This window comes from Arthrobacter sp. TJ-236 (assembly GCF_058269235.1).
The window spans coordinates 793,627-818,504 of sequence record NZ_JBZCNI010000001.1; the positions used below are offsets into that span (position 1 = coordinate 793,627).

Below are 24,878 nucleotides of genomic sequence, written 5' to 3' on the forward strand. Positions count from 1 at the left end.
GATGGAGGACCCGGACAGGGAGCACGGGCAGGAGACGGCAGCCCACCCGGTCAGCGGCGGGGATCCTCCGGGGCATCGTCGAAGAAGGCCGCGGCATCGTCGCCACGATCATCCGAGAGGCCGGGACGGGGCGAGGCTGCGGATCCGTCGACAGCACGTCCCGCCTGCTGCTCGTCCACCCGATCGGCCGGTGCCGCGGGCCACGGGTAGGCGGCAGGACCGGGCCCGGCAGACAGGCGCCCGGCGTCCGTGTCCATGATCGACACGCCCGTGCTAGCAGGCGTCGGCCCGGGCGCAGCATCGGTCGCGAGGGCTCCCGGTGCGCCGGTCGTCGCGCCGTCGCGCATCGCGCCGTCGGACGTCCCGGCATCGGGCGAACCGGCATGGGGCGAACCGACGGAACGGTAGGCGAGCCCGGCGACGAGCGCGCCGACCACGGGCGCTGCCCAGAAGAGCCACAGCTGCTCGATCGCCCACGGCTCGGCGAACACCGCGGACGCCGTCGAGCGCGCCGGGTTGAGGCCGCCGTTCGTGACGGGAAGCAGGAAGGTGAGGAGACCGGCGTAGGCCAGCCCGACGGCGAAGGGCGCGAGGTCGCGCCGGGCGCGGGCTGACCCGGCGCCGAGGAACACCGCGACGAGGAGCGCCGTCGCGACCACCTCGAGGAGGAAGGCGCTGGCGAGCGGGAACTGGATCGGCGAGTGCTCCGCGAACCCGTTGGACGCGGTGCTGAAGAACACGCGGATGTCGGTGAGCTGCGGGTTCGCGCTCAACACGAGCCAAACGAGTCCTGAGGCGGCCACCGCACCGAGGAGCTGCGCGAGGACGTAGAGGCCCGCGTCCTTGGCCGACGTGCGACCGGCCACGAGGGACCCCAGCGTGATCGCCGGGTTGAAGTGTCCACCCGAGACGTGACCGAACGCGATCATCGCGGCGACGACGGCGAGCCCGAAGACGAGCGTGGGTTCCAGCGCCGTGTCGGACGCGGTGATGGTGGCTCCGAGACCGGCCACGATCACGAGGAAGGACCCGACGCCCTCCGCGAGGGACCGGGCCGCGACCCCACTGCGGTGGGGTGAGGAGTTCGAGGCGGCAGGATACTGCTCGGCAGCGGCCCGGGCGGCCTGCTCCCGAGGGGCGGAGGGGCGCGGTGGCGCGGACGACGACGGGTGGTCGGTCATGGTGAGGAGTCCTTCGGTTGGCGTCGGGAGATCTGGCCCGGCAGTGTGGCGTCCGTGAGGGCCGCCGACAAGCGTTCCATCGTAGTCTGCACGGTAGCTGGGCGCCGTGCGCACGCGCCCGCTCAGGCCGCGCGTACGGATCCCTGTGCCTCCCTAGACTGGACGCGTGACAATCACCCCCTCCCCGTCCTATGAAGACCGCGTCCTCGGCTGCCTGCTGGGCACCGCCGCGGGTGACGCCTTCGGTGTCCTCCACTCCGCCGGCGATGATCCGCGCGCCGCGTTCACGGACCCGGCCTCCGCCGTCGTCACCGACGCCACGCAGCTCACGCTCTCCACCGTCGACGCCCTGACGGAGGCTTTGGAGTGGGCCAACGACGGCATCGCGGCGGACGAGATCGCCTGCGTGTGGCTCGCGTACCTGCGGTGGCTGACGCGACAGGGCGAGCACCTGCCAAGCAATCTGCCGGTGCAGCCCGGCCGGTGGCTGGACCGGCAGGAGGACCTCCTGGTGGTGGACCGACCGGACGAGGACACGGTCCGGGCCCTCCTGACGGGCGAGATGGGAACCCGAGCCCGGCCGCTGAACCCGCTCGCGACCGGCCCCGGAGCGCTGATGCGCTCGGCACCGTTCGGCCTGGTACCGCGCATCCCCGACTCGATGGTGGAGCGGCTCACGTTCGACGCCGCGGCGCTGACGCACGGTTCGGCCGCCGCCAAGGGGGCGGCCGCGCGCTACAGCAGCCTCATCCGTTCCCTCGTCGTCGAGCATCGCGACCTCCTGGCGGCCCTCGAGGCTGACCGTGGCGTCGAACAGCGCCTCGCCGCAGCGGCGCACGACGGCGACGCCCGCCCGCAGCGCGCAGGGCACCCGAACGGTGTCGCCGCCGGAGCAGGCGGCGAGGACCCGGCGCTGGTCGGGGCCACGCACGAGGACGCACCCCGCACCGCGAGCGGGAGCATGGCCGTGGGCGCCCCGGGCAGCACCACGGCGGACGCGACCCTCGACGCCGCACTCCAGGCCGTGGCGGAGACGGCGCATGCCGTGTCCCCCCGGGACCACCTCGACGCCGCCCTCGCGCACGCGGCGGACGCGGGTCGGCCCGACGCCGCCGGTGGCGTTGCAGCGTCGCTGGCCGGTGGGATCATCGGGGCGCTGCACGGCACGGCCGCCCTCCCTCCCGCGTACCTCTCCGCGGAGGGTCTCACCGGCGTCGTGCGCACCGTGGCGCAGTCGTTGATCGCCGCGACCACGGGCAGCTGACCCGCGACGCGGCGCCCGGTCGCGCCCGCGTCGGCGGACATCCGACGGGGAGAACGACCGTCTACGCTGATGCCATGTGGAACTCGGAGGCGCTCCCCGATCTCTCGCAGCACAGGGTGATGGTCACCGGCGGCAACGCCGGTCTCGGCTACTTCGCCTGCGAGCAGCTCGCCGCGGCAGGGGCCGCCGTCGTCATGGCCTCGCGGAGCGAGGACAAGGCGATGCGTGCCATCGCCGCCATCCGTGGGAGGTACCCGGATGCCGACGTCGCCTTCCAGCCCCTGGATCTCGCGGACCTGACGTCCGTGCGAGCGGCGGCGGAGGCCGTGGCCGCGGGTCCACCGCTGACCGCTCTTCTCGCCAACGCCGGCGTGGTCGGGTCCCCGGCACGTCGAACGACGGCGGACGGGTTCGAGCTGCAGTTCGGGACGAACCACCTGGGGCATTACGCGCTGATCGCACTCCTGCTGCCCGCGCTCTCCACGGCGGGCGCGCGGATCGTGCACCTCGGGAGCATCAGCCACCGGTGGGCCCGGTTGACGCCCTCGAGCCTCCAGCCCGCCGGGTACCGCAATGCGCGCGCCTACGCGACGTCGAAGCTCGCCGTCATGGCCTTCGGGTTCGAGCTCGCGCGGCGGCTCGATCTCACGCTGAGCCCGGCCACGAGCGTCGTGGCCCACCCCGGCTTCGCGCTCCGGATGTTCACCCCCGAGCGGCCGGGCGTCGACGCGCACAGCGAGGCCGCGCCGTGGCGGAGGAGCATCATGCGGCACGTGGCGCAGGGGAAGGACGCGGGCGCCTGGCCGCTCGTGCGCGCGGCGGTCGACCGCGACATCCCGAACGGCGCGTACTGCGGACCGGACGGATGGTTCCAGCTCGCAGGGCAGCCGGCCCTGGTAAATGCCGAGCCGCGTGCCCGGGAGAGCAACGCCGCGTCGCGCCTGATCGATCTCTCCGCAGGATTGACGGGCATCGACCTGCGCCTCTGACGGGTATATCGGCCAAGCCGGTCATCCGCCTCTTCAGCGCCTGAACTGCTCCTGCCGCTCCTGCTCCGCTGCGGAACTGCTCCCGCACAGGTGTGGCTACTGGCTCCCGACGGGCCAGCGCCCGCCCGTCATCTGCAGGAACTCCGCCTCGGAGAGCACCTCGATGGACTGCCCGCGCTCGTGCAGTTCCAGGACACGCCGCGCCTTGCCGGTCACGCGCCCGTTCCGCAGGTCCGAGGCGACAAACCCGTCGCCGACCACGAGTACCGTGGTGCGGCGCGTGACGGCGCTCGCCGGCTGGGCCCCGAGCCTCGCCGCCCGTTCCTTCGCGAGCGGCCGCGAGATCCCCAGGTTGCCCGTGAACACCACGGTCTGCCCGTACAGCGGATGCCGTGGGTCCGCCTGCGCGTTGGCGTGCGGGTTGGCGCCCTCCTCCGGCCAGCCGCCCCACCCCGCCGGCGTCGTCCGCTGCTGCAGGGCGTTGCGCGTGGCCTTGGAGAAGTCGTCGACGCCGGGGGCGTACGGCTCCGCGCGGGAGAGTGCGAGGTCGTGGCGGCCGAGCACCTCCTCGACGGTCACGGCCTCGTTCCGCCGGGCGATGTCGATCATGATGCCCGCGCACGCCCGGGCGTCCTCCACGGCGTCGTGATGGTTGACGAGCGGCACGCCGGCGGCCTCGGCCACGAAGGGCAGGGAGTAGGACGGCAGCAAGTAGCTCTTCCGCGACAGCATGACGGTGCAGGCGTACTCCCAGGCGGGGCCGGCGAGCGCGGACACCTCGAGGGCGGACCGGATCACACCGAGGTCGAACGCCGCGTTGTGGGCCACGATCACGTCGGAGCCGATGAAGCCCCCGATCTCGGGGAAGAGCTCCCCGAAGCGGGGCTCGTCCGCCACCATGCCCGAGGTGATGCCGTGGATGGCGATGTTGCGTGCATCGAAGTGGTCGTGCCCGGCGGGTGGGCGCATCAACCACGAGGCCTCCTCGACCACGCGGCCGTTGCGCACCTTCGTGAGACCTACCGCACAGGGAGACCCGCGGAAGCCGTTGGCCGTCTCGAAGTCGATGGCCGTGAACGCGATTCCCACGTCCATGAGTTTACCGCCGCTCTCCCCCACTTCCCGTTCATGCAACGTTCACTCCCGGCGCGGCGCGTCCGGGATGTCGCCGTCCTACTCTTGACCATGGCTCGCTCCGACCGCCCCCGCCGCCTCTTCCTCTTCGACTACGGGAACGTGATCTCGACGTCGCCCACGCCCGAGGACTGGGAACTCATGTCCGAGGCGACCGGCGTGCCGTCCCCGCAGGAATCGACGTCGTCCTACTGGCAGCACCGGTTCGCGTACGACGCCGGTTCGCTCACCTCGATCGAGTACTGGTCGCTCGTGTGCGGCGAGCGGGTCGAGTCCGCGAGGGCGTCCTGGCTCGACGTCCTCGACGGCAACCAGTGGTCGCACCCCAACCTCGAGACGCTGGACGTGCTCCAGGACCTGGACGCCCAGGGTGAGCGCCTGGCGCTGCTGTCGAACATGCCCGCCGCCATGGTGGCGCAGCTGGCGCACGCGCCCTGGACGGGATTCTTCCCCCACCGCTTCTTCAGTTCCTCGCTGGGCCTCGTGAAGCCGTCGGCGGAGATCTTCCGGTTCGTCCTGTCCGAGCTCGGGGTCCAGCCGCACGATGTGACCTTCATCGACGACGCCCCGGCGAACATCGACACGGCCCTCTCACTCGGGCTGGACGCGCGACTGTTCGATCCGGCCGCTGATCTGTCCCGGGAGCTCACCCGGCCCGCCCGCGTCGCGCCGATGGTCCCGGACCTCACCTGACCCACCCAGCAGGAACGCCCCGACAGCCTCATCACCCGCGATGCTCGCGGACCAGGAGGGCCGGACGAACTGGTCGCGCTGCAGCAGGAGCCTCTGCTCGTGACCCGGCTCGCCGGCGCGCGCCTCCACGAGGGCGGTGCCGTTCGGGACGTACCCGAGGCGACGCGAGACGCCGAGGGACGCGTGGTTCCACTCGGCGGCGGCCGAGACGGCGGACGTCGCCCCGAGGCGGTCGAAGGCGAACTGCAGCACGGCCGCCCGCATCTCGGTACCGAGGCCCTGACCCTGCGAGGACGCGGTCAACCACGAGCCGGATTCGACCTGCCGCAGCGTGCGGAACCGCCGCGCCATGAGATCCTGCACGCCGATGACCTGCCGGTCGCGGAGGACGGCGAAGGACACGGTCCACTCGTCCGGTCCGGTCTGCGCCCGGGTCCGCCACTGGTACTTCAGGGTCTCGGTCACGAGCACGTCGCGGGGGGCATCCGTCCACGGGACGCTGAACGGCATCACCGCCGGATCGTGGATACCTGCGAGCGCGGCATCGACGAGTCCGGGCAGGTGCTCGTCGCGCAGGGGCGTCAGGACCAGGCGCGGGGTCGTGATGACGAGCCCGAAGAGCGGCCAGACCGCGGCGAGCGGAGCCGCGGCCGGCTGGTCGCCACCCGAAGGCGACGCCGGCCCTGGCACCGCTCCGGTCACTGCACCCGCTTCCTGAGCCGGTGCTTGCGGATCTTCGTGACCACGAACCAGACGGCGAAGAGGATGATCCCGACGATCACGATCCGCTGGAAGATCTCCGCGTACTGCTCCACGACGTGCCAATTCTCGCCGAGGTAGAAGCCCGCGAGCACGAAGATCGAGTTCCAGATGAGGCTCCCCGCGGTCGTGAGCAGGAGGAAGATGCCGACGGGCATGCGTTCGATTCCCGCCGGGATGGACACGAGGCTCCTGAACAGCGGGATCATGCGCCCGAAGAAGACCGCGCGGTACCCGTGGCGGGCGAACCACGCCTCGACGCGGTCGACGTCCTCGATGTCGATCAGCGGCACCTTGGACACGAGACGGCGCATCCTGTCGCGCCCCAGCCAGGCCCCGAGCGCGTACAGCGCGTAGGCGCCCACCACGGAACCGAGCGTGGTCCAGAGGATGGCCTCGAAGAGCGAGAAGTTCCCGCGGCTCGCGGTGAATCCGGCCAGGGGCAGGATGACCTCGCTGGGCAGCGGTGGGAACAGGTTCTCGAGGGCGATCGCGAGGCCCGCACCCGGAGCCCCGATCGTCTCCATCAGGTTCACGGCCCAGTCGGTCACGCTGCCGAGGGCCGAGCCGTCCGAGGAGGTGGTGGCCGCGGTGACCTGCACGGCCTCGACTGTGTGGATGATACTCACGGTGTTCCCGTCTCTTCGGTGGTTCGTGGTCCGCGCTTCGGATGGACCGATCGCGCAGGGGGCTGACGCTCGGGCGTCACGGCTCAGGCCAACGCATCGATCAGATACGGCAGGAGGGCACGGAAGGCGATCCCGCGGTGACTGATGGCGTTCTTCTCGTCGGCGCTCAGTTCGCCGCACGTGCGCTCGGTTCCGGCGGGGACGAGGATCGGGTCGTACCCGAATCCGCCCTTGCCCCGCGGCGCGTGCAGGAGGATCCCCCTCAGCTCGCCACGCTCCGTGTGCGCCGTCACGGTGCTGTCCCGGGGGCCGGCGAGCGCCGCCGCGCAGACGAACGCTGCGCCCCGCCGCCCGTCGGGGAGATCGGACAGTTGCGCCAGGAGGAGGCGCATGTTCGCGTCGTCGTCCCCGTGGGTGCCCGCCCAGCGGGCGGAGAAGATCCCGGGTGCTCCCCCGAGCACGTCCACGGCGAGACCCGAGTCGTCCGCGACGGCGATCAGGCCGGTGGCCGCGGCAGTCTGCTCGGCCTTGAGGAGTGCGTTCTCCTCGAACGTCACCCCGCTCTCGATCACGTCCGGCGCGCCGGCCGTCGCCGCGTCGATCACCTGCGTGTCGACGTCGAGTCCCGGCACCCGACCGCGGAGCAACTCCCGGAGCTCACGGAGCTTGCCGGCGTTCCGCGTGGCGAGGACGAGACGCGGCGCGGGTGCCTCACCCACCGTGCGATTCCCGCAGGGTGTCCACCTGGATGCGGGCGAGCTGCGCCGTGCCGAGCAGCGCGAGGTCGAGGAGAGCATCGAGTTCCGCGCGGTCGAAGGGTGCGCCCTCCGCAGTGCCCTGCACCTCGACGAACTTGCCGGATCCCGTGACGACGACGTTCATGTCCGTCTCCGCGCGCACGTCCTCCACGTAGGGCAGGTCGAGCATGGGCACGCCGTCGATGATGCCCACGCTGATCGCGGCGACGGTGTCGGTCAGCGGGGACGCCGACGCGGGGATCAGTTTGTTCTCCTTGGCGTACCGGATGGCGTCGGCGAGCGCCACGTAGGCTCCCGTGATCGCCGCCGTGCGGGTTCCGCCGTCGGCCTGCAGCACGTCGCAATCCAGCACGATCGTGTTCTCGCCGAGCGCCTTGGTGTCGATGATGGACCGCAGCGAACGGCCGATCAGACGCGAGATCTCGTGGGTACGGCCGCCGATCTTCCCCTTGACCGACTCACGGTCCGAGCGCGTGTTGGTGGCCCGTGGCAGCATCGCGTACTCCGCGGTGACCCAGCCCCTCCCCTCGCCCTTCAGCCACCGGGGAACACCGCTGGTCAGGGATGCGGTGCAGAGCACGCGCGTGTTGCCGAACTCGATGAGCGCGGACCCCTCGGCCTGCTTCGACCAGCCGCGCGTGATGCTGATGGCGCGGAGCTGGTCCGGCGTGCGGCCGTCGGCTCGGAGCGCGGGGGAGCCGTGTGCGGCAGCAGGGAGCTCGGAGCTCTGGTTCGGGGGGGTCATGGTCCCCAGTCTAGACGGGGGCCTGAAGGCATGACGTGAACAGCTGGACCTTCGCGCGACGTCTCCACAACGACGCGTCACGGCGCCGGACGCTCAGGTTGAGCAACCGGTCAGACGGAGTAGGAGACGCCGGCCACCGCGACGGCGAGGTGGCCGTCGTAGCTCTCCCTCGCCTCGCTCACGGCGAGGTTGGCGTCGTTCCAGACCGGCAGGTGCGTCAGGAGCAGCCGTCGCGCCGAGGCTTCCGTCGCCACGGCACCCGCGCGCTTGCCCGTGAGGTGCACACCCGTGATGGCGTCGTCGCGCCCCTCGTGGAACGCCGCCTCGCAGAGGAAGATGTCGGCGTCGCGGGCCGCGTCGACGAGACCGTCGCATGCGTCCGTGTCACCCGAGTAGGTCAGCACGTGCGGGCGCACGACGCCGGACGCGTCGGCTTCCGCCACCTCCACCCGGAGCGCATAGGCCTCCTCGATGGGGTGCAGCACGCGGTACGGCGTGACGGTGAACGGCCCGATGCTCACGGGCCCGCGGTCCGCCCAGGACCGGAAGTCGAAGTCCTCGTGCATCCCGGGGTCGGGATCAAGGCCGTAGGCGCTCGCCATGCGGTCCGCGGTCGCGGCCGGACCCCAGACGGGGATGCGGGGCAGTCCCCAGCCGGAGGGGTCCCAGTGCACGGCCACGTGGAGACCACAGAGGTCCATGCAGTGGTCGGGGTGCAGGTGCGAGAGGAACACACCGTCGATCTCCCGCAGATCCATGTAGCGCTGGAGGGCACCGAGGGACCCGTTGCCGAGATCGAGCAGGATCCGCCAGGTGCGCCCCTCCCACTCCGCACTCAGCAGGTAGCAGGACGCCGGGGACTGCGGTCCGGGGAAGGATCCGCTGCAGCCGACGATCGTGAGTTTCATGTGCGCGGGAACCCGGCGGCCGCGATCATCTCCGGCGTGATCCGGGCCAGGCTGCCGGTGGGGTACTGCGCGGCCACGTGATCCACGTGCTGCACGCTCACCACCTCCGGCCCGAGGAATCGGCGCGCCAGGACCTCGAAGCTCGTCGAGTCCCCGGTCGCGACGAACCGGTGCTCGCCCGGCGCATCGCCGCGCCGTTCGAGACCGTGGGAGACGAGGGCGCGGTAGACGTCCTTCGCGGTCTCCTCGGCGCTGGAGACGAGGGTGACGGCGTCGCCCATCACGTAGGAGATGACCCCGGTGAGGAGCGGGTAATGGGTGCAGCCGAGCACGAGGGTGTCCACGTCGGCGGCCTGCAGCGGCGCGAGGTACTCCTCGGCCGTGCGCAGCAGCTCCGGCCCGCCGGTGATGCCGGCCTCGACGAACTCGACGAAGGCGGGGCACGCGACCGAGGTGACCTCGAGGTGCGGTGCGGCGGCGAACGTGTCGTCATAGGCCCGCGAGCCGATGGTCGCGGACGTCCCGATGACGCCGATCCGGCCCGTGCGCGTGGCCGCGACCGCCCGGCGGACGGCCGGCTGAATGACCTCGATCACGGGGATGCCGTAGCGCGCGGTGTAGCGCTCGCGGGCGTCCCGGAGGACGGCGGCCGACGCCGAGTTGCAGGCGATCACGAGCAGCTTCACGCCGGAGTCCACGAGTTCGTCCATGACACCCAGGGCGTGCGCCCGCACGCGGGCGATGGGCAGCGGCCCGTAGGGTCCGTTCGCGGTGTCGCCCACATACATGATCGATTCGTGGGGCAGCTGGTCGATGACCGCCCGGGCCACCGTCAATCCCCCGACACCGGAGTCGAAGATGCCGATGGGCGCTTCCGCACGGTCAGCGGGCAGGGGCTGTTGACTCATGATCCCTCGAGAATATGGTGTGCCACCGACGAAAACTATCCGTCGGTCCGTGCGATGTGTCACAGCGCGTGTCGTGGGGGACATCGCGGCAGGTGTCCCGTCTCCGGACGTGCGTCCCGCCCGCGGAGGGCCTTCCGCGGCCGTCAGCGCTCGAGCTTCGCGGCCTTCAGCATCGCCTGCACGAGCGACTCCTGGAGCCACGTGACGAAGTTGTAGACGAGCGCCAGGTAGGACTCGACGTCGTCCACGTCCTTCGAGTCGGCGATGTCGTGCAGGCGCTCGGCGTCCTCCTCCGTCTCGATGCTCAGGCGGTCCGCGAGGACCAGCCGCACGTCGTTGAGGGCCTGCGCGAACAGGCGCGCCTGGTCGTCCCCGAGGGTCATGGGACTCGACTCCGTCAGCAGGGCGGTACTGCGCAGGGCCCCGATCTTCTGCTCGCGCAGGGAGCGCTCGGTGAGACGGCGGAAGGCGAGGGCCTCGTCGTCGTCCCCGCGGACGGCGTCGGGCAGGAGCCGCCGCACGGCGGAGTCATCCGGCGCGCTCGCGTCGGAGTCCGCCCCCGACATGCCCACGAGCGCCGCCAGCGGGTCCTCGCTCGGTGCGGTGTCGGGCTCGAGCATGGAGACGACGTCGTCGAGCAGTGCACGCAGCAGGCGCGCCTCGCCGGGCTCGAGCGCCCCGGTGATGCCGCGACGCGTTGACTTGAAGGGTTTCGCCATGGGGCGGACTACTCGCTTCCGGCTTTTTCGAAGGTGGCCCAGAGTCCGTAGGAGTGGAGCGCGACGGTGTCCTGCTCCACCTTCTCCCGTGTACCGGAGACGACGGCGGAGCGCCCCTGCTCGTGGACCTCGAGCATGAGCGTGCGGGCCCTGGCCTCGCTGTAGCCGAAGTAGGTCTGGAAGACGTAGCTGACGTAGCTCATGAGGTTCACGGGGTCGTTCCAGACCACCACCACCCAGGGCTGGTCGAGGTCCGTGCGCTCGGCGGAGCGCACCTCCTCCAGCGTGTCCGTGCCGGTTGCGAAGCCTACTGTCATACCGCCCATTCTAGGTCGCACGGCCGGGTGCCGCCGCCGGGTACGCAGGAGGACAGGCGCCCCGCTATCGTTCTGAGGGTGACCATCCCCGTGACCGGCGCTCACGCGTCCCGTACGCCCCCCGCCCCGGTGATCGCGCAGAACAGCGCGCTCTTCACCGACCAGTACGAACTCACGATGCTCCAGGCGTCGCTGCACTCGGGGGCGGCGCACCGCCGCTCCGTGTTCGAGGCCTTCGCCCGGCGTCTGCCGGCGGGCCGCCGCTACGGCGTCGTCGCCGGGACCGGGCGTCTGCTGGAGGCGCTCGAGACCTTCACGTTCGACGACGTGCAGCTCGGCTTCCTCGCCGACCACAGGATCGTCGACGACACCACGCTCGCCTGGCTCGCCGACTTCCGTTTCCGCGGATCGATCTCCGGGTACGCGGAGGGCGAGGCCTACTTCCCCGGGTCGCCCATCCTCACCATCGAGTCCTCGTTCGCCGAGGCCTGCATCCTCGAGACCCTCGTCCTCTCGATCCTCAACCACGACAGCGCCATCGCCTCGGCCGCCTCGCGCATGACAGGCGCGGCAGCCGGTCGGCCGTGCATCGAGATGGGCTCGCGCCGCACGCACGAGGAAGCGGCCGTCGCCGCGGCCCGCGCCGCCGTGATCGGTGGCTTCGCGAGCACCTCGAACCTGGAGGCCGGCCGCCGGTACGGTCTCCCGACGGTCGGGACCGCGGCGCACTCCTTCACCCTCCTCCACGACTCCGAGCGGGCGGCCTTCGAGGCGCAGGTCGCCTCGCTCGGCCGCGGCACGTCGCTGCTCGTGGACACGTACGACGTCGAACAGGGCGTCCGCACCGCCGTGGACGTCGCAGGACCCGAACTCGGTGCCGTCCGGCTCGACTCCGGGGACCTCGTGGCGCAGGCGCGATGGGTGCGCCACCTCCTGGACGACCTCGGCAACACCTCCACGAAGATCGTCGTCACCTCGGACCTCGACGAGTTCGCGATCGGTCTCCTCGCCTCCGCGCCGGTGGACTCCTACGGCGTGGGCACCTCCCTCGTCACCGGGTCCGGTGCCCCCACGGCCGGGATGGTCTACAAGCTCGTGAGCCGGGAGGGGGACGACGGCGCCTACGTGTCCGTGGCGAAGGCCTCCAAGAACAAGGCGTCCCTCGGCGGCCACAAGGACGCCCTCCGCCGCCTCGACGAACGCGGCGTCGCGCAGGCGGAAGTGGTGGGGATCGGCATCAGCCCGGCCGACGACGGCAATGACCGCCCGCTCGTCCAGCACTTCGTCCGCGACGGCGTCCTCCTCCCCGGGTGGACGGGCGCTGAGGCCGTCACCCGCGCGGCCGAACGGCACACGCTCTCGATCGCCGAACTCCCGGGCGCCGTGCGGCGCCTGCAGCGCGGCGAGCCCGTCATCCCCACCGAGTACGAGGAGGCAGCACCATGACACGCGCACTCATCATCGTGGACGTGCAGAACGACTTCTGCGAGGGCGGTTCCCTCGCCGTCGACGGCGGCGCACGCGTGGCCGCGGACATCAGCGACCACATCGACGAGCAGGCCGGGTCCTACGACTACATCGTCGCGACCCAGGACTGGCACATCGATCCGGGGGCCCACTTCAGCGAGACCCCCGACTTCGTGGACTCGTGGCCCGTCCACTGCGTCGCAGACACCAAGGGCTCGGACTTCCACCCGGACCTCGACACCGAGAGCATCGACGCCGTGTTCCGGAAGGGACAGTTCGAGGCCGCGTACTCGGGCTTCGAGGGGGTCAAGGCCCCGGAGGACGAAGTGCCCACGGGAGAGCAGAAGCTCGGCGGGGGCTCGGTCGAGACCGACGAGGATCCCTTGACGCTCGACGACTGGCTCCGGGACCACGAGGTGGACGACGTCGTGGTGGTGGGCCTCGCGACCGACTACTGCGTGCGGGCCACCGCCCTCGACGCGCTGCAGGCGGGGTACGGGGTCTCCGTCATCGCGGATCTCACGCGCGGGGTGCATGCGGACGGCTCCGAGGACGCCCTCGACGAACTCGAGTCCGCAGGGATCGAACTCCGCCGCTAGACGCCGCCGGATCCCGCTGCACCCTCTGGACCCGCGCGGGCGCCGCGCCCACTCCAGCGTGGCCCGCACGCTCGCGCGCGAGCGCCCTACTTCTTGCCGATGAACCAGTCCTGCAGCTTCTGCAACCGGCGCTGCAGCTGGTCCTCGTTGGCCTGTGCGACGGCCGGGCCCCCGCACTGACGCCGCAGTTCGGTGTGAACCTGGCCGTGCGGCATGCCCGTGCGGGCCGCCCACGCCGAGACGTTCTTCGCCAGCTGGCCGCGCAGCTCGGTGAGCTGACGGTGGTCCACGACGAGCGGCTCGGCCGCCGGGGCCGCGGCGCCGCCCCTGGCCTTCCGGCGCGACTGCTGCTCGTGCTGCCGCTGGCGCAGCAGCTGGCCCACCTGGTCGGCGTCGAGCAGGCCCGGGATGCCGAGGAAGTCCTGCTCGTCCTCGCTCCCCAGCTCCCCGCCGGTCCCGAACTCGCCGCCGTCGAACAGGACGCGGTCGAAGGACGCCTGTGACTCCAGAGCCTCGAACTTCTGCTTCGTCAGGGAGTCGGAGGCCTTGTCCTCGCGGTTCGCGGCCTCCATCAGGCCGTCCTCGAGGCCGAAGCCCTCGTCGTCCTTGTCCGGGCGGTCGAGCGCGTGGTCACGCTCCAGCTCGAGCTGGTTCGCGAGCGCCATGAGGGTGGGGACCGAGGGCAGGAAGATCGACGCCGTCTCACCGCGGCGTCGTGCACGGACGTAGCGGCCCACCGCCTGGGCGAAGAACAGGGGCGTGGCGGTGGAGGTCGCGTAGACGCCGACCGCGAGCCGCGGGACGTCGACGCCCTCCGACACCATGCGCACCGCCACCATCCAGCGCTTCTCGCCCGCGGAGAACTCCTCGATCTTGCCCGAGGCCTTCGCGTCGTCGGAGAGGATGACGGTCGGGGACTCCCCCGTGATCCGCTTGAGCTGGCCTGCGTAGGCGCGGGCGTCGTCGTGGTCCGTGGCGATCACGAGTCCCCCGGCGTCGTGCACCGTCCTCCGCACCTCGGTGAGGCGCTTGTCCGCCGCCGCGAGAACCGAGGGAATCCACTCACCGGCGGGGTTGAGCGCCGTCCGCCAGGCCTGGGCCGTGATGTCCTTCGTGACGGCCGACTCGCCGAGCGATGCCGCCATCTCCTCGCCCGCACTGGTCCGCCAGCGCATCTGGCCGGAGTACGCCATGAACATGACGGGCCGCACCACGTGGTCCCTGAGCGCCTGGCCGTAGCCGTAGGTGTAGTCCGCCCGGGAGCGACGGATCCCGTCGCGATCCTCGACGTACTCCACGAACGGGATGGCGGCCGTGTCCGAGCGGAACGGCGTACCGGTCAGGGCGAGCCGGCGCGTGGCCGGCTCGAAGGCCTCGCGGATGCCGTCGCCCCAGGACAGGGCGTCGCCGCCGTGGTGGATCTCGTCGAGGATCACGAGCGTGCGGGCCGCCTCGGTCTTCGCGCGGTGCAGCATCGGCTTGCTCGCCACCTGCGCGTAGGTCACCGCGACGCCGATGAACGCGCCTCCGTGCCGCCCGTCGGCGTTCTTGAAGTTGGGGTCGATCGCCAGACCGACCTTCGCGGCGGCGTCCGCCCACTGGCGCTTGAGGTGGTCCGTGGGCGCCACGATGGTGATGCGGTTGACCACGCCGCGGTCCACGAGCTGGGTGGCCACGCGGAGCGCGAAGGTGGTCTTCCCGGCGCCCGGCGTCGCGACCGCGAGGAAGTCGCTCGGCGACTCGTCGAAGTACTTCTCGAGCGCCTCGCTCTGCCACTGGCGGAGCTTCGGCGCCGTGCCCCAGGCAGCGCGTTCAGGGTAGGCGGGAGGCAGTGCTGCGCCGGCTCCGAACAGGGTGTCACTACTCACTGCCGGACAGTACCTTCCATCGACGTGCTGGGGGTGAGGTGGGTGGTGTGGGCTGTGCCCGCCCCTCTCGAACCCGAAACTATACCTGCTGCCGTGAACGCCCAGAGAGCCAGCCAGATCGCAACGAAGGTGGGTACGTGTCCCGGGTCGGCCTCGTCGAGCAGGAGCGCGTAGAGGGCGCCCGCGCCTGCGGTTCCCACCACGCCTCCCAGCTGGTCGGAGATCTGCAGTGCGGCCGAGTTGCGTCCCTGCTCCCGCGTGGCGGAGAGCTTCAGCACCAGGACCGACGTGCTCGAGAGCGTCATGCCCATGGCGAAGCCCGAGGCGGCCCAGACGACGGCGAGCAGCCAGAGGGGCGCTTCCGTGGCCGTGGCCAGCGCGAACCCGCCCAGGGACGCCGACAGGATGGACGGGCCGATCACGAGGAGCCACTGCCGCCCGATCCTCACGCGGGCCTGCACGAACGAGCCGCCGCTCCAGCCGAGGGCCCCGGCGCTCAGGGTCAGGCCGGCGATCCCCGGATCGAGGCCGCGGGAGGTCACGAGCATCAGCGGGATGAACGCCTCGGTGCCGAAGAAGGACACGGTCACGAGACCGCGCGTGGCGATGATGCTCGGAAGGCCGCGCGCCAGCCGCAGCGTACCCGGCGGCAGCAGGGGCGGGAGGGCGAGGAGCACGACGACGACCCCGGCGGCAGCGATGCCCAGGAGCCCCAGGACGGTACCGGCGCCCGGGTCTGCCAGATCCGCGAGATGCACGAGGGACCACTGAGCGGCGAACACGCCGCCCGCGAGGGCGAAGCCCCGGACGGTCCTGGCCTTCGCGGACCCGCTGTCCGGTGACGCGACGGGTCCGAGTGCGCGCGTCCTCGGCCAGACGACCAGGACGGCCGCGAGGACGATCGGCGCGACGCCGAGGAACACCCAGCGCCACCCGACCTGTTCCGTGACAAACCCGGCGACCACGGGGCCGATCAACGCGGGGAGGACCCACGCGGCGGAGAGCCAGCCGAAGACCACGGGCTGCGCCGATTGCGGGAACGAACGGCCGATCACCACGTAGACGGCGACGATCATGAAGCCGCCACCCAGTCCCGAGACGGCCCGGCCCGCGGTGACGAGCCAGAACTCCGGCGCCGCGCCGGCGGCGAGCAACCCGAGGATCATGAGGGTCATGCCCACGGCGAGGGCGGGCCGCGGCCCGCTGCGGTCGCACCACGAGCCGGCCACCACGGTCCCGAGCAGGGAGGCGGTGAGGTACATCGAGAAGGCGAGGCCGTAGCTGGACGTCCCCGAGAGCTCGCTCGCGACGGCCGGCATCGCGGTGACGACCGCCATGGCCTCGAAGGCGGCGCAGGTGATGATGGCGAGGATGCCGAGGGTGAGCGGACGCAGCTCCGCGGACATGGCTCCGGCTCCGGGGCTCACGGTCTGCACCATGCCTCCCGGTGGTCGTCTCGTGCGGTCAGGTACTCATACTGTCGAGCCCGGTCAGTCCTTGCCGTCCTTGCCGTCCTTGCCGGGTCGCAGGCCGTTGTAGATCTCCTTGCACTCCGGGCAGACCGGGAACTTCTCGGGGTCACGCCCGGGCGTCCACACCTTGCCGCAGAGAGCGATCACGGGTTCGCCCGTGAAGGCGGACTCCATGATCTTCTCCTTGCGCACGTAGTGCGCGAAGCGCTCGGCGTCGCCCGGCTCGACCTCCTGGCGCACCTCCTCGCGTTCGATCGTCGCGGTGGAGCCACCGCCGTCGAGGGGCTCTCGTTCGAAGGGATCAGCAGGCATCGTCATGGTGGCAGTCTATCGTCAGGTGCGGCTCCGGGTCCGGGGCCCGGAGGCCCACCGAGCCGCACCGCACGACGACCCCCGAGGATTCCCGCGGACGGTCTCAGCGGTTCGCCGACACCGCCAGCAGCAGCTCGGGCGCACGGCGCTCGTACCAGCGCCCGCCCACGCGGATGCCCACCACCAGGAGGACGGCCCCGAGCACCAGGCCCACCAGCAGGGACAGCCAGCCGAAGAGCGCGTCGCCGGTGACGAAGTACACGACGGTCAGGACGATCTCGGGCAACGCCAGCAGGAGCATGACGAACCAGCCGATGAACTGCACCGCGAACATCAGGAAGTTGGTGCCCGGAGGTGTCTTGAAGGCGCTCTCGCCGGGCAGCGGGACGTTGTACGTGTAGCGGGCGGAGACGACGCTCGAGAGCCCCGCACCCGTCAGGAGCAGACCGAGGGAGAGCCCGAGGAGGGCCGGCAGGTCCTCGAGCCGCCCCGCGATCAGGAGCGGGGCCACCGTGAACACCAGGGCCACGGGCACGCCGAAGACCAGGAGGGCCGCCGCGCGCCCCAGCCTGTCGTCCCGGCCGCTGACTCCCGTGGAGACGTGGAGGCTGAAGGCGGTGTTGTCGTAGGAGATGTCGGCGGAGATGGACCATGCGAGCAGGAACGCGGTGATGGGCCCGAGGAACGCGAAGGCGCCGCCGCTCAGTCCGCCCGAGAAGTAGAGGAGCACCGCGATGAAGGGGATGACGATGAGCGAGGCCGAGTACCGGGGGTCCCGGAGCCAGTAGGTGAGCGCCCGCGCTCCCACGGCACCCGCCGGCGTCGCCGGGAAGCGCCCGAACCATCCGAGGTTGCCACCGGAGCGCTTCGTGACCGCGTTGTAGGGCGGGGTGACGAGGGCGTGGCTCAGGCTACGGCTCCACAGGGCCACGAACAGGACGAGCGTGACGACGCCGATGAGCACACGCACCAGGGCGAGTCCGATGTTTCCCGCGGCGACGTCCGCCGGTGCGGCCCACAGCGCGCCGAGCGGCGTCCAGGCGAGGACCTCGGCGAGTGAGGTGGCGAAGCCCGGTGAGTTCTGGAACCCGGCCGTGACGCCGCCGATGATCGGCCCGAGGAACAGCAGCGGGATGAACGCCACCACACCGTTGATGTCCTTGAAGCGCCGGGACCCGGTCATCGAGGAGACCGCCGTCGTCACCAGCCGGGACGCCACCACGCAGAGCACGACGGCGAGGACACCGCACACGAGCGCCGTGACGGCCGCACCCGGGTAGCGGATCCATGCGAGGACCTGCGCAAGGGCGGCGATCAGCGTGACGATGCCGGGGATCCCCACGATCCCCCCGAGGACGAGCCCCGTGAGCAGCTGCCGCAGCGGGATCGCGAAGGTCACGAAGCGCGCCGGGTCGAGCGTCATGTCGATCCCGGTGGCGGCGATCGGGATGACGATCCAGCCGAGAACGGTTGCGGAGCCCGCGATCACCAGGACGGTGCGGATCAGGTCGAGATCCGCCTGACCGAGGAACGCCAGGCCCACGACGACGGTCCCGAGCAGTCCGAGTCCGTACAGGCCGCCGAGGATCACTCCGACGAGCTGCGCCGTGCTCCTCTTGAAGGAGTTCCGGAGCAGGACGAGCTTCAGCCTCAGGAGGTCCGCAACCATGACAGGCCCTCCGAGGTGTTGCGTCCGCCGACGAGCTCGACGAAGCGGTCCTCGAGCGTCGCGTCGCCGCGGACCTCGTCGATGGACCCCGCTGCCAGCACCGTGCCCGCTGCGATCACGGCGACGTGGTCGCACATGCGCTGGACGAGGTCCATGACGTGGCTCGAGACGATCACGGAGCCGCCGGACTCCACGTAGCCGGTCAGGATGTCGCGGATGTTCGCCGCAGAGACGGGATCGACCGACTCGAACGGCTCGTCGAGCACCAGCAGCTTGGGCGCGTGGATGAGGGCCGAGGCGAGGGCGATCTTCTTGGTCATGCCGGCGGAGTAGTCCACCACGAGCGTCCCGGCGTCGTTCGTCAGATCCAGTGCCCGCAGCAGGTCGCCCGTGCGCTCCACCACGGTCTCGCGGTCCATCCCGCGGAGCAGGCCGGCGTAGGTGACCAGCTGCTCGCCCGTCAGCCTGTCGAAGAGCCGCACACCGTCCGGCAGGATCCCCATGAGTTTCTTGGCCTCGAGCGGCTGGGTCCAGACGTCGACGCCGTGCACGAGGGCGTGACCGTGGTCGGGCCGCAGGAGGCCGGTGGCCATCGAGAGGGTGGTGGTCTTCCCGGCCCCGTTCGGCCCGACGAGGCCGTAGAACGATCCCGGTGGAACCTCGAGGTCCACCCCGTTGACGGCGATCTTCTCGCCGAACCGCTTCGCCAACCCCCGGATGCTGAGGGCTGCGGTCCCTGCTCTCGCCTGGGGATCGTTCTCGTCGGACGGTGGTGGCAGGAGGGAACTCATGGCTTCACGCTAGCAACGGGCCGATACGCCGATCGTCATCCGAAAGAAGGACAAAGAAGGAGGAAGGACGCTGGGGAACGTCCGCCGCTCAGTAGCGCCCGGCCCGCTGGTACTGGGGCGTCCGCTCCAGCTCGTGACCGATCTCCTGGGCCGCCCGCATCCACCACTGCGGGTCGCGGAGCGCCGCCCGTGCGATGAGGACGGCGTCCGCCCGGCCCTTGCGGATCACGGCGTCCGCCTGCGCGGCCTCACTGATCATCCCCACGGCACCCGTGGGCACTCCCGAGCCGCGGACCTCCTCGGCGAGCGCCACCTGGTAGCCGGGCCCCACCGGGATGTCGGCATCGGGCACGGCTCCCCCGGAGGACACGTCGACGAAGTCCACGCCCTCCTCCGCGGCGGCCGAGGCCAGACGGGTCGACGTCGCGGCGTCGAGCCCGCCCTCGGTCCAGTCGGTGGCCGAGATGCGCAGGAGCAGGGGCATCCCCGCGGGCAGCACGCGGCGCACGGAGCGGATCACCTCGAGGGTGAGGCGGAAACGCCCCTCCTCGGAGCCTCCCCAGGTGTCCTGGCGCGTGTTGACGAGCGGCGAGAGGAACTGGTGCAGGAGGTACCCGTGGGCGGCGTGGATCTCGACGGCGTCGAATCCCGCCTCGACGGCGAGCACGGCGGCCGCCGCGAAGTCCCGCACGACGGCCGCGATGTCCTCCTCGGTCATGGCGCGTGGCGCGGCGTAGCGGCCGAACGGCTCGTCCGTGGGACCGAGCGTCGTCCAGCCGCCGTCCTCCGCGGGCACGGAGCCCTTCCTCCCGCTGAACGGCCAATAGGTCGAGGCCTTGCGTCCGGCGTGCGCGAGCTGGACGGCGGTCCGGGTCCCCACGGTGCCGTGCTCATGGACGAAGTCGTTGATGCGACGCCACGCCTCCGCCTGCTCCCGGGAGTAGATCCCGGCGTCGCGCGGGCTGATCATGCCCTCCGGACTCACCGCGGCGGCCTCGGTGATGATCAGCGCGGCCCCGCCGACGGCGAACTGCCCGAGGTGCACCAGGTGCCAGTCCGTCGGGACGCCGGGGGCGACGTCGGGCTCGCACGAGTACTGGCACATCGCCGCCACCCATCCCCGATGGGGAAGGACGAGCGACCGCAGCGTGATCGGGTCGAAGAGCCCGGGAGTGTCCGGCGCGTCGGGGCGGAGTCCCGTGGGGACGTCAGGGGGCGGTGTCATCGCGTAAGCGGCTCGGACTAGAAGAGCGCGCGGGCGAGAGCGCCGCGCGCCTTCGTCACGCGTGGATCGGACACTCCCACGACGTCGAACAGCTCGAGCAGCCGCTTGCGCGCCGTCTCCCTGTCCTCCCCCGCGCTCGTGCCGATGAACGAGACCACACGCGCAAAGGCGTCCTCGACGTGACCGCCGGTGACGTCGAGATCGGCGACGGCGAGCTGGGCCTCGAGATTCCCGGGCGCGTCCGCGGCGCGCTGCCGCACCTCCACCGCGTCGACGTGCTGCACGCGCTGCATGAGCTCCACCTGAGCGAGGCCGGCCTTCGCATCGGCATCCGCCGGCTGCTCGGCGAGGGCCCGGCGGTAGGCATCCACTGCCGCTGCGTAGTCACCCCGCTCGATGGCGTCGAAGGCATCCTGGTGCAGCGGCGGCAGGGGCGGCTCCTCGGGTGCGTCGGGCGCAGCCTGCGTGCCGTCGTTGAGCGTCCCGGTCACGCCGTTGGCCTCGGCCACCTTCATGAGCTCGTCGAGGTAGGCACGGATCTGCGGTTCGGGGAGCACTCCCTCGAACAGGGGCACGGGTTGACCCTTGACGACGGCGACGACCGTCGGCGCGCCCTGCGCCTGGAACGCCTGCGCGATCTGCGGCTGGGCCTGCAGGTCCACGTTCGCCAGGAGCATGCGGCCGTCGAAGGCGACGGCGATGGCCTCGAGCGCCTCGGTCACCTGGTTGGACTGCTCGCTCCACGGAGCCCGCATGTTGACGACCACCGGCACCTCGGAGGAGAGCTGCACCAGCTGGGGGAAGGTCTGCTCCGTCACCTCGACGATGTAGGGGCTCTGCTGCGGCGGCGACTGCCGGGCGGCCGGTGGTCGGGACGCCGCGTCCGCGCGCGCCTTCAGGGCGGACAGGTCGACCGCCCCCCGGAGATTCATGCTCGACGGCGGCATGCCGCCGCGCTGCGCTGGTGTGGACAATGCTCTGCCTCTCTCTGACGTGGTGCTGAACGGCTGGTGACTCGTGGCTGGTAGCTCGTGCCTCGCGCGGCACGTGCGGTCGTCCGCGGTGCGACCGGATCCGACGCGGGAACGCGTCAGCGCAGGGTCGCCCCGAGCAGTTGCTGTGCTGCGCCGATCACCCGGATCCTCTCGTCGCTCCCGGCGGGCGGCACGTACATCATGACCGCCTCCCCATAGGTGACGTCGATGCCCCGACCGGTGGTGTCCTCACCGGTCAGTGCCTCGTAGACCGTACCCCGCAGGTCGATCGTGTCACCCTCGGCCTTCGGCACGCTCGAGTAGGTGTGGGTGAGGTATCCGAAGACCATGGCGCCGCCGTCGCCCGTGAGCAGGGCATCGGTGCGCTCGGGCTGAGCGGTGTGGGCGAAGGTGATGTTCGCGGCGCCGTTGCCGGGATCTGCCACGACGCCCGCCTGGAATTCGGTGATGGCCTCCGCGAAGGAGTTCTCCTCGAAGGTCGCCGCGTTACCGCCGGCGGGCGTGGTCAGGAAGTCGGCGATCGCCGCGACCGCCGCCTGCGGGGCGTAGGAGAGCGCGCCGGGTTCTTCGAGCGGGACGGGGCCCGTGGCACCCGGCGCAGGTGGCGACGGGAACGTACTGGCGGGCAGCATCTGCACCGCCGAGGTGAGGCGGTAGTTCTCCCGCGGCGACTGCTGCACCAGCACGAGCGCCTGGGGCACGGGATTGTCCTCGCCCTGGGTCAGGGCGACGACGGTGCGCGGCCACTCGGTGTCCGTCGGCACCATCTTGAGCATGATCTGATCGGCGGCCACGGGAGCGGGCATCGTCGCCTGCTCGTCCTTCGCATGGACCGCATAGGCACCCGTGCGGAGCTCCAGCGCGGCGCCGGCCACGCGCGCCGAGAGGGGCCCGACGTCGAACGCGGCATCACCCTCGGACACGGCGGACGCCACCGAGCCGAGGATGCGCTCCAACTGGTTGTCGAGGATCACCGGAGGGCCGCTGGCATCGCTGCCCGCGGACGGCGCGCCGGGGGCGGCCGCTGTGGGAGAGGTGCTTGCCCCTGAGAACGGCGACGGCGTGACCGGTGGGGTGGACGCCGTGGTGGCCTGCCCGGGCGTCACACCGGCCAGCGTTCCCGCCGCGACCAGCCCGGCGACGGCGAGCGCGGAGCCGGCCGTGGCCATGGACACCGCGCCTGAACTCGCCCGTCGGCGGGCGTGGGCACGTGTGCCCTCCACGGCATCGCGCCCGCGTGGTCCGCGGCGCCCACGCGGGGCGATGAACAGCAGGGCGATCCCGAGCACGACCACCAGGGCACCCCCGATGATCAGCGGGAGCGCGAGGGGGGTGCTCTGGTCGTTGGGCCGGGTGACGGACACGTCCGCCGGCGCCGCCGAGGCCCCGTCCGCTGCGAGCAGGATGGACCAGTCACCCTCCACGGGCTCGCTCCAGCGATAGGTCAGGGTGCCGTCGCCCGGCTCCTCGCTGGTCCAGAGGTCGCTGCCCCGGGGATCGGGCACCGTGTCCTCGCCCTCGGTGTACTCGGAGGCGAGCGTGGTGTCGGCGATACCGGTGACGCTGAGGTGCGCGGCGTCCCCCACCCACGCCTCGACGTCCGAGGTACGCCCGACCGCGAGGACGAACGGACCGTCGGCACGCACGGTGACCTCGACGGACCCGTCCCCGCCGCCGCGGGCGCCGGGCTCGATCACGGTGACGGGAGCGGCCCCGACGTCCTGCGCGAGGCTCGCGGTCACGGTCTCGGCGGGCGCCCAGACCGTACGCTGCCCGATCCCGAGGAGCATCAGCAGGAGGCCCAGGACGATGATCGGTACTGCTGTCTTCACGCGCACTGGATACCTATCGTCTGCCGGTCGTTGCTCTTCCCTGCCCGCCGGACGCCGCCCGTACGGCAGCGACCACCGTCGGGCTCCGGCCGTCCGGCCGCGTCGGGGCCCGACCCGGGAATGATCACTCAATGGTAACGAAGTTCGGCTCTGCCGCGGGCCCGTCAAGCAGAGCCCGCCCGCGGCCCGACTGTTAGGGTTTCGCTAGCTGATCGCCGCGCTGGCGGCGTTGCACACGTGAAAGTAGAGCCTTCGTTGACCGACCACCAGGACGTCCCTCTCGATCAGCCACTCCCGAGGCCCGATGCGGCGGGTACCGGCGGCGGGACCGCCGGGCCGGGGACGAACCCCAGCGCATCCGGTGCACCCGGCGCCCCCGTCGTCGTGGTGGGTCCGCGGGCCGCCGCCGGCGCTGCAGGAACACCCACCGGTTCCTCCGCCACACGCTCGCTCGTCACGAACCTCCGGAGGATCCTCCCCTCCGCGCGGCCCCGCCCGCGCTTCGAGTTCCCGCCCGAACGGGAGCCGGCGCCGGTCTCCGTCGATCCGAGCGTCAGTCTCTCGGACGAGCGGCTCAAGTTCGGCGGCGCGTACCCCCGGAGCATGCGCGCGCATCCCATCCACTTCGGCTTCATGATGAGCGTCGGTGTGGGTCTCGCCCTTCTCGCGTTCTTCATCATCACGAACGTGGGCGAGCTCCTGGTGTGGATCGGCGGCGCGCTGTTCATCGCCCTGGGCCTGGACCCGATCGTCCGCTGGCTCGAGACGAAGCGGGTACCGCGACCGGCCGGCATCGCCCTCTCCCTCCTCGTGCTCGTCGGGATCGTCGCCGGCTTCTTCGCCCTGCTCATCCCCACGATCGTGAATCAGACGTCGCAGATCGTGGCCCGCGCGCCCGGGTACGCCGACGACTTCCTGAGTTCCGAGTTCTTCACCACCCTCGACGTCCAGTTCCAGCTCCGGGACCGCGTCTCCTCCGAGATCGACAAGTTCTTCGCGGACGGCGAGGCGGTCGGCGGGATCTTCGGCGGCGTGCTGGGCGTCGGCACGGTCATCCTGAACGGCCTCTTCGGCACGCTGGTGGTACTGGTCCTCGCCCTCTACTTCCTCGCCTCCCTCCCCGCCATGAAGAAGTGGGCCTACCGCCTGGCACCCCGGTCACGCAGGCCCCGGGTGGAGGTCCTCTCCGAGGAGATCACGCGGAGCGTCGGCATGTACGTGATCGGGCAGGCCTGCGTGGCGCTGCTCAACGGGTCCTTCGCCTTCATCGTGATGAGCATCGTCGGCGTCCCGTTCTCGGTCCTGCTGGCCTTCGTCGTCGCCCTCCTGGCCTTCATCCCGCTGGTCGGCGGCACCATCGCGGCCGTGATCGTGACCCTCATCAGCCTGACCGTCGGGTGGCAGACGGCGCTGTTCTTCGCCATCCCCTACGTCGCGTACCTCCAATTCGAGGCCTACTTCATCTCGCCCCGCATCATGCAGCGAGCGGTGGCCGTGCCCGGCGCCGTCGCGGTGATCGCGGTGATCGCCGGCGGAAGCCTGCTCGGCGTCCTCGGCGCACTGATCGCCATCCCGACGGCCGCCGCCGTCATGCTGCTGCTCAAGGAAGTGTTCATCGCCCGGCAGGACGGCCAGTAGGGCCAC

General features: G+C 71.3%; 24 protein-coding genes. 6 read left to right on the forward strand and 18 right to left on the reverse strand.

Annotated features, from left to right (window positions below; translation table 11 throughout):
- Positions 1-50 precede the first annotated feature (50 nt).
- Positions 51-1,181: an MIP/aquaporin family protein gene (locus tag AC4D16_RS03685; RefSeq protein WP_490953989.1), complete on the reverse strand. Its 1,131-nt coding sequence runs from the start codon at positions 1,179-1,181 to the stop codon at positions 51-53.
- A gap of 166 nt (positions 1,182-1,347) precedes the next feature.
- On the opposite strand from AC4D16_RS03685, the gene AC4D16_RS03690 reads away from it, so the two are divergent.
- Entirely contained in the window at positions 1,348-2,445 is a 1,098-nt protein-coding gene (locus AC4D16_RS03690; protein WP_490953990.1) for an ADP-ribosylglycohydrolase family protein, read from the forward strand.
- A 74-nt stretch (positions 2,446-2,519) separates the two neighbouring features.
- Positions 2,520-3,434, forward strand: coding sequence for an SDR family NAD(P)-dependent oxidoreductase (locus tag AC4D16_RS03695; protein WP_490953991.1), 915 nt, complete (start codon positions 2,520-2,522; stop codon positions 3,432-3,434).
- 96 nt (positions 3,435-3,530) lie between these two features.
- Here the strand turns inward: AC4D16_RS03695 and AC4D16_RS03700 are convergent, their stop codons facing one another.
- Positions 3,531-4,523, reverse strand: coding sequence for an exonuclease domain-containing protein (locus tag AC4D16_RS03700; RefSeq protein WP_490948888.1), 993 nt, complete (start codon positions 4,521-4,523; stop codon positions 3,531-3,533).
- Positions 4,524-4,619: 96 nt separating this feature from the next.
- On the opposite strand from AC4D16_RS03700, the gene AC4D16_RS03705 reads away from it, so the two are divergent.
- Positions 4,620-5,261 (forward strand): HAD family hydrolase, encoded by a 642-nt coding sequence (locus AC4D16_RS03705; RefSeq protein ID WP_490953992.1) that lies wholly within the window; start codon positions 4,620-4,622, stop codon positions 5,259-5,261.
- On the opposite strand, the gene AC4D16_RS03710 is transcribed toward AC4D16_RS03705, so the two are convergent.
- From AC4D16_RS03710 to clpS, 8 genes are all read right to left on the reverse strand, one after another.
- Positions 5,160-5,963, reverse strand: coding sequence for a GNAT family N-acetyltransferase (locus AC4D16_RS03710; RefSeq protein ID WP_490953993.1), 804 nt, complete (start codon positions 5,961-5,963; stop codon positions 5,160-5,162). The two genes, AC4D16_RS03705 and AC4D16_RS03710, sit on opposite strands and share 102 nt — an antisense overlap.
- The gene (locus AC4D16_RS03715) at positions 5,960-6,640 is read right to left on the reverse strand and encodes a DedA family protein (protein ID WP_490949487.1); all 681 of its coding nucleotides are present in this window, start codon (positions 6,638-6,640) and stop codon (positions 5,960-5,962) included. The genes AC4D16_RS03710 and AC4D16_RS03715 overlap by 4 nt, the downstream gene beginning before the upstream one ends.
- 92 nt (positions 6,641-6,732) lie before the next feature.
- A complete protein-coding gene (rdgB, locus tag AC4D16_RS03720) occupies positions 6,733-7,368 on the reverse strand; it encodes an RdgB/HAM1 family non-canonical purine NTP pyrophosphatase (protein WP_490953994.1) in 636 nt (211 codons plus the stop codon).
- Positions 7,361-8,152 (reverse strand): ribonuclease PH, encoded by a 792-nt coding sequence (gene rph / locus AC4D16_RS03725; protein WP_490948884.1) that lies wholly within the window; start codon positions 8,150-8,152, stop codon positions 7,361-7,363. The genes rdgB and rph overlap by 8 nt, the downstream gene beginning before the upstream one ends.
- Positions 8,153-8,262: 110 nt before the next feature.
- Positions 8,263-9,060 (reverse strand): MBL fold metallo-hydrolase, encoded by a 798-nt coding sequence (locus AC4D16_RS03730; protein WP_490948883.1) that lies wholly within the window; start codon positions 9,058-9,060, stop codon positions 8,263-8,265.
- A complete protein-coding gene (murI, locus tag AC4D16_RS03735) occupies positions 9,057-9,968 on the reverse strand; it encodes a glutamate racemase (protein ID WP_490948882.1) in 912 nt (303 codons plus the stop codon). Before murI ends, AC4D16_RS03730 begins: the two co-directional genes overlap by 4 nt.
- Before the next feature lie 143 nt (positions 9,969-10,111).
- The gene (locus AC4D16_RS03740) at positions 10,112-10,687 is read right to left on the reverse strand and encodes a DUF2017 domain-containing protein (protein WP_490953995.1); all 576 of its coding nucleotides are present in this window, start codon (positions 10,685-10,687) and stop codon (positions 10,112-10,114) included.
- An 8-nt stretch (positions 10,688-10,695) separates the two neighbouring features.
- Positions 10,696-11,004, reverse strand: a complete 309-nt coding sequence (gene clpS, locus AC4D16_RS03745) for an ATP-dependent Clp protease adapter ClpS (protein WP_490948880.1) — start codon at positions 11,002-11,004, stop codon at positions 10,696-10,698.
- A 177-nt stretch (positions 11,005-11,181) separates the two neighbouring features.
- Here clpS and AC4D16_RS03750 point away from each other — a divergent pair, with 177 nt between their 5' ends.
- Together AC4D16_RS03750 and AC4D16_RS03755 are read left to right on the forward strand one after the other, a co-directional pair.
- Positions 11,182-12,450 carry a nicotinate phosphoribosyltransferase gene (locus AC4D16_RS03750; RefSeq protein ID WP_490954665.1) on the forward strand — a complete coding sequence of 423 codons (1,269 nt, stop codon included), beginning with the start codon at positions 11,182-11,184 and terminating at the stop codon, positions 12,448-12,450.
- Entirely contained in the window at positions 12,447-13,070 is a 624-nt protein-coding gene (locus tag AC4D16_RS03755) for an isochorismatase family protein (protein ID WP_490953996.1), read from the forward strand. Before AC4D16_RS03750 ends, AC4D16_RS03755 begins: the two co-directional genes overlap by 4 nt.
- Positions 13,071-13,156: 86 nt before the next feature.
- Here AC4D16_RS03755 and AC4D16_RS03760 read toward each other — a convergent pair whose 3' ends face one another.
- From AC4D16_RS03760 to AC4D16_RS03795, 8 genes are all read right to left on the reverse strand, one after another.
- Positions 13,157-14,938, reverse strand: a complete 1,782-nt coding sequence (locus tag AC4D16_RS03760) for a DEAD/DEAH box helicase (protein ID WP_490953997.1) — start codon at positions 14,936-14,938, stop codon at positions 13,157-13,159.
- A complete protein-coding gene (locus tag AC4D16_RS03765) occupies positions 14,935-16,377 on the reverse strand; it encodes an MFS transporter (protein WP_490953998.1) in 1,443 nt (480 codons plus the stop codon). The genes AC4D16_RS03760 and AC4D16_RS03765 overlap by 4 nt, the downstream gene beginning before the upstream one ends.
- 51 nt (positions 16,378-16,428) lie before the next feature.
- Positions 16,429-16,728: a DUF3039 domain-containing protein gene (locus AC4D16_RS03770; protein ID WP_490948876.1), complete on the reverse strand. Its 300-nt coding sequence runs from the start codon at positions 16,726-16,728 to the stop codon at positions 16,429-16,431.
- A 97-nt stretch (positions 16,729-16,825) separates the two neighbouring features.
- Entirely contained in the window at positions 16,826-18,391 is a 1,566-nt protein-coding gene (locus AC4D16_RS03775) for a transporter (RefSeq protein ID WP_490953999.1), read from the reverse strand.
- A complete protein-coding gene (locus AC4D16_RS03780) occupies positions 18,373-19,182 on the reverse strand; it encodes an ABC transporter ATP-binding protein (RefSeq protein ID WP_490954000.1) in 810 nt (269 codons plus the stop codon). The genes AC4D16_RS03775 and AC4D16_RS03780 overlap by 19 nt, the downstream gene beginning before the upstream one ends.
- Positions 19,183-19,270: 88 nt before the next feature.
- On the reverse strand, positions 19,271-20,407 hold the full coding sequence (locus AC4D16_RS03785) for an NADH:flavin oxidoreductase/NADH oxidase (RefSeq protein WP_490954001.1): 1,137 nt from the start codon (positions 20,405-20,407) through the stop codon (positions 19,271-19,273).
- A gap of 17 nt (positions 20,408-20,424) precedes the next feature.
- Complete coding sequence (locus AC4D16_RS03790; RefSeq protein ID WP_490954002.1) at positions 20,425-21,381, reverse strand: co-chaperone YbbN; 957 nt, start codon at positions 21,379-21,381, stop codon at positions 20,425-20,427.
- 116 nt (positions 21,382-21,497) lie between these two features.
- Positions 21,498-23,234, reverse strand: a complete 1,737-nt coding sequence (locus tag AC4D16_RS03795) for a DUF8094 domain-containing protein (RefSeq protein WP_490954003.1) — start codon at positions 23,232-23,234, stop codon at positions 21,498-21,500.
- Between the two features lie 255 nt (positions 23,235-23,489).
- Here AC4D16_RS03795 and AC4D16_RS03800 point away from each other — a divergent pair, with 255 nt between their 5' ends.
- Positions 23,490-24,872, forward strand: coding sequence for an AI-2E family transporter (locus AC4D16_RS03800; protein WP_490954004.1), 1,383 nt, complete (start codon positions 23,490-23,492; stop codon positions 24,870-24,872).
- The last annotated feature ends 6 nt before the right edge of the window (positions 24,873-24,878 follow it).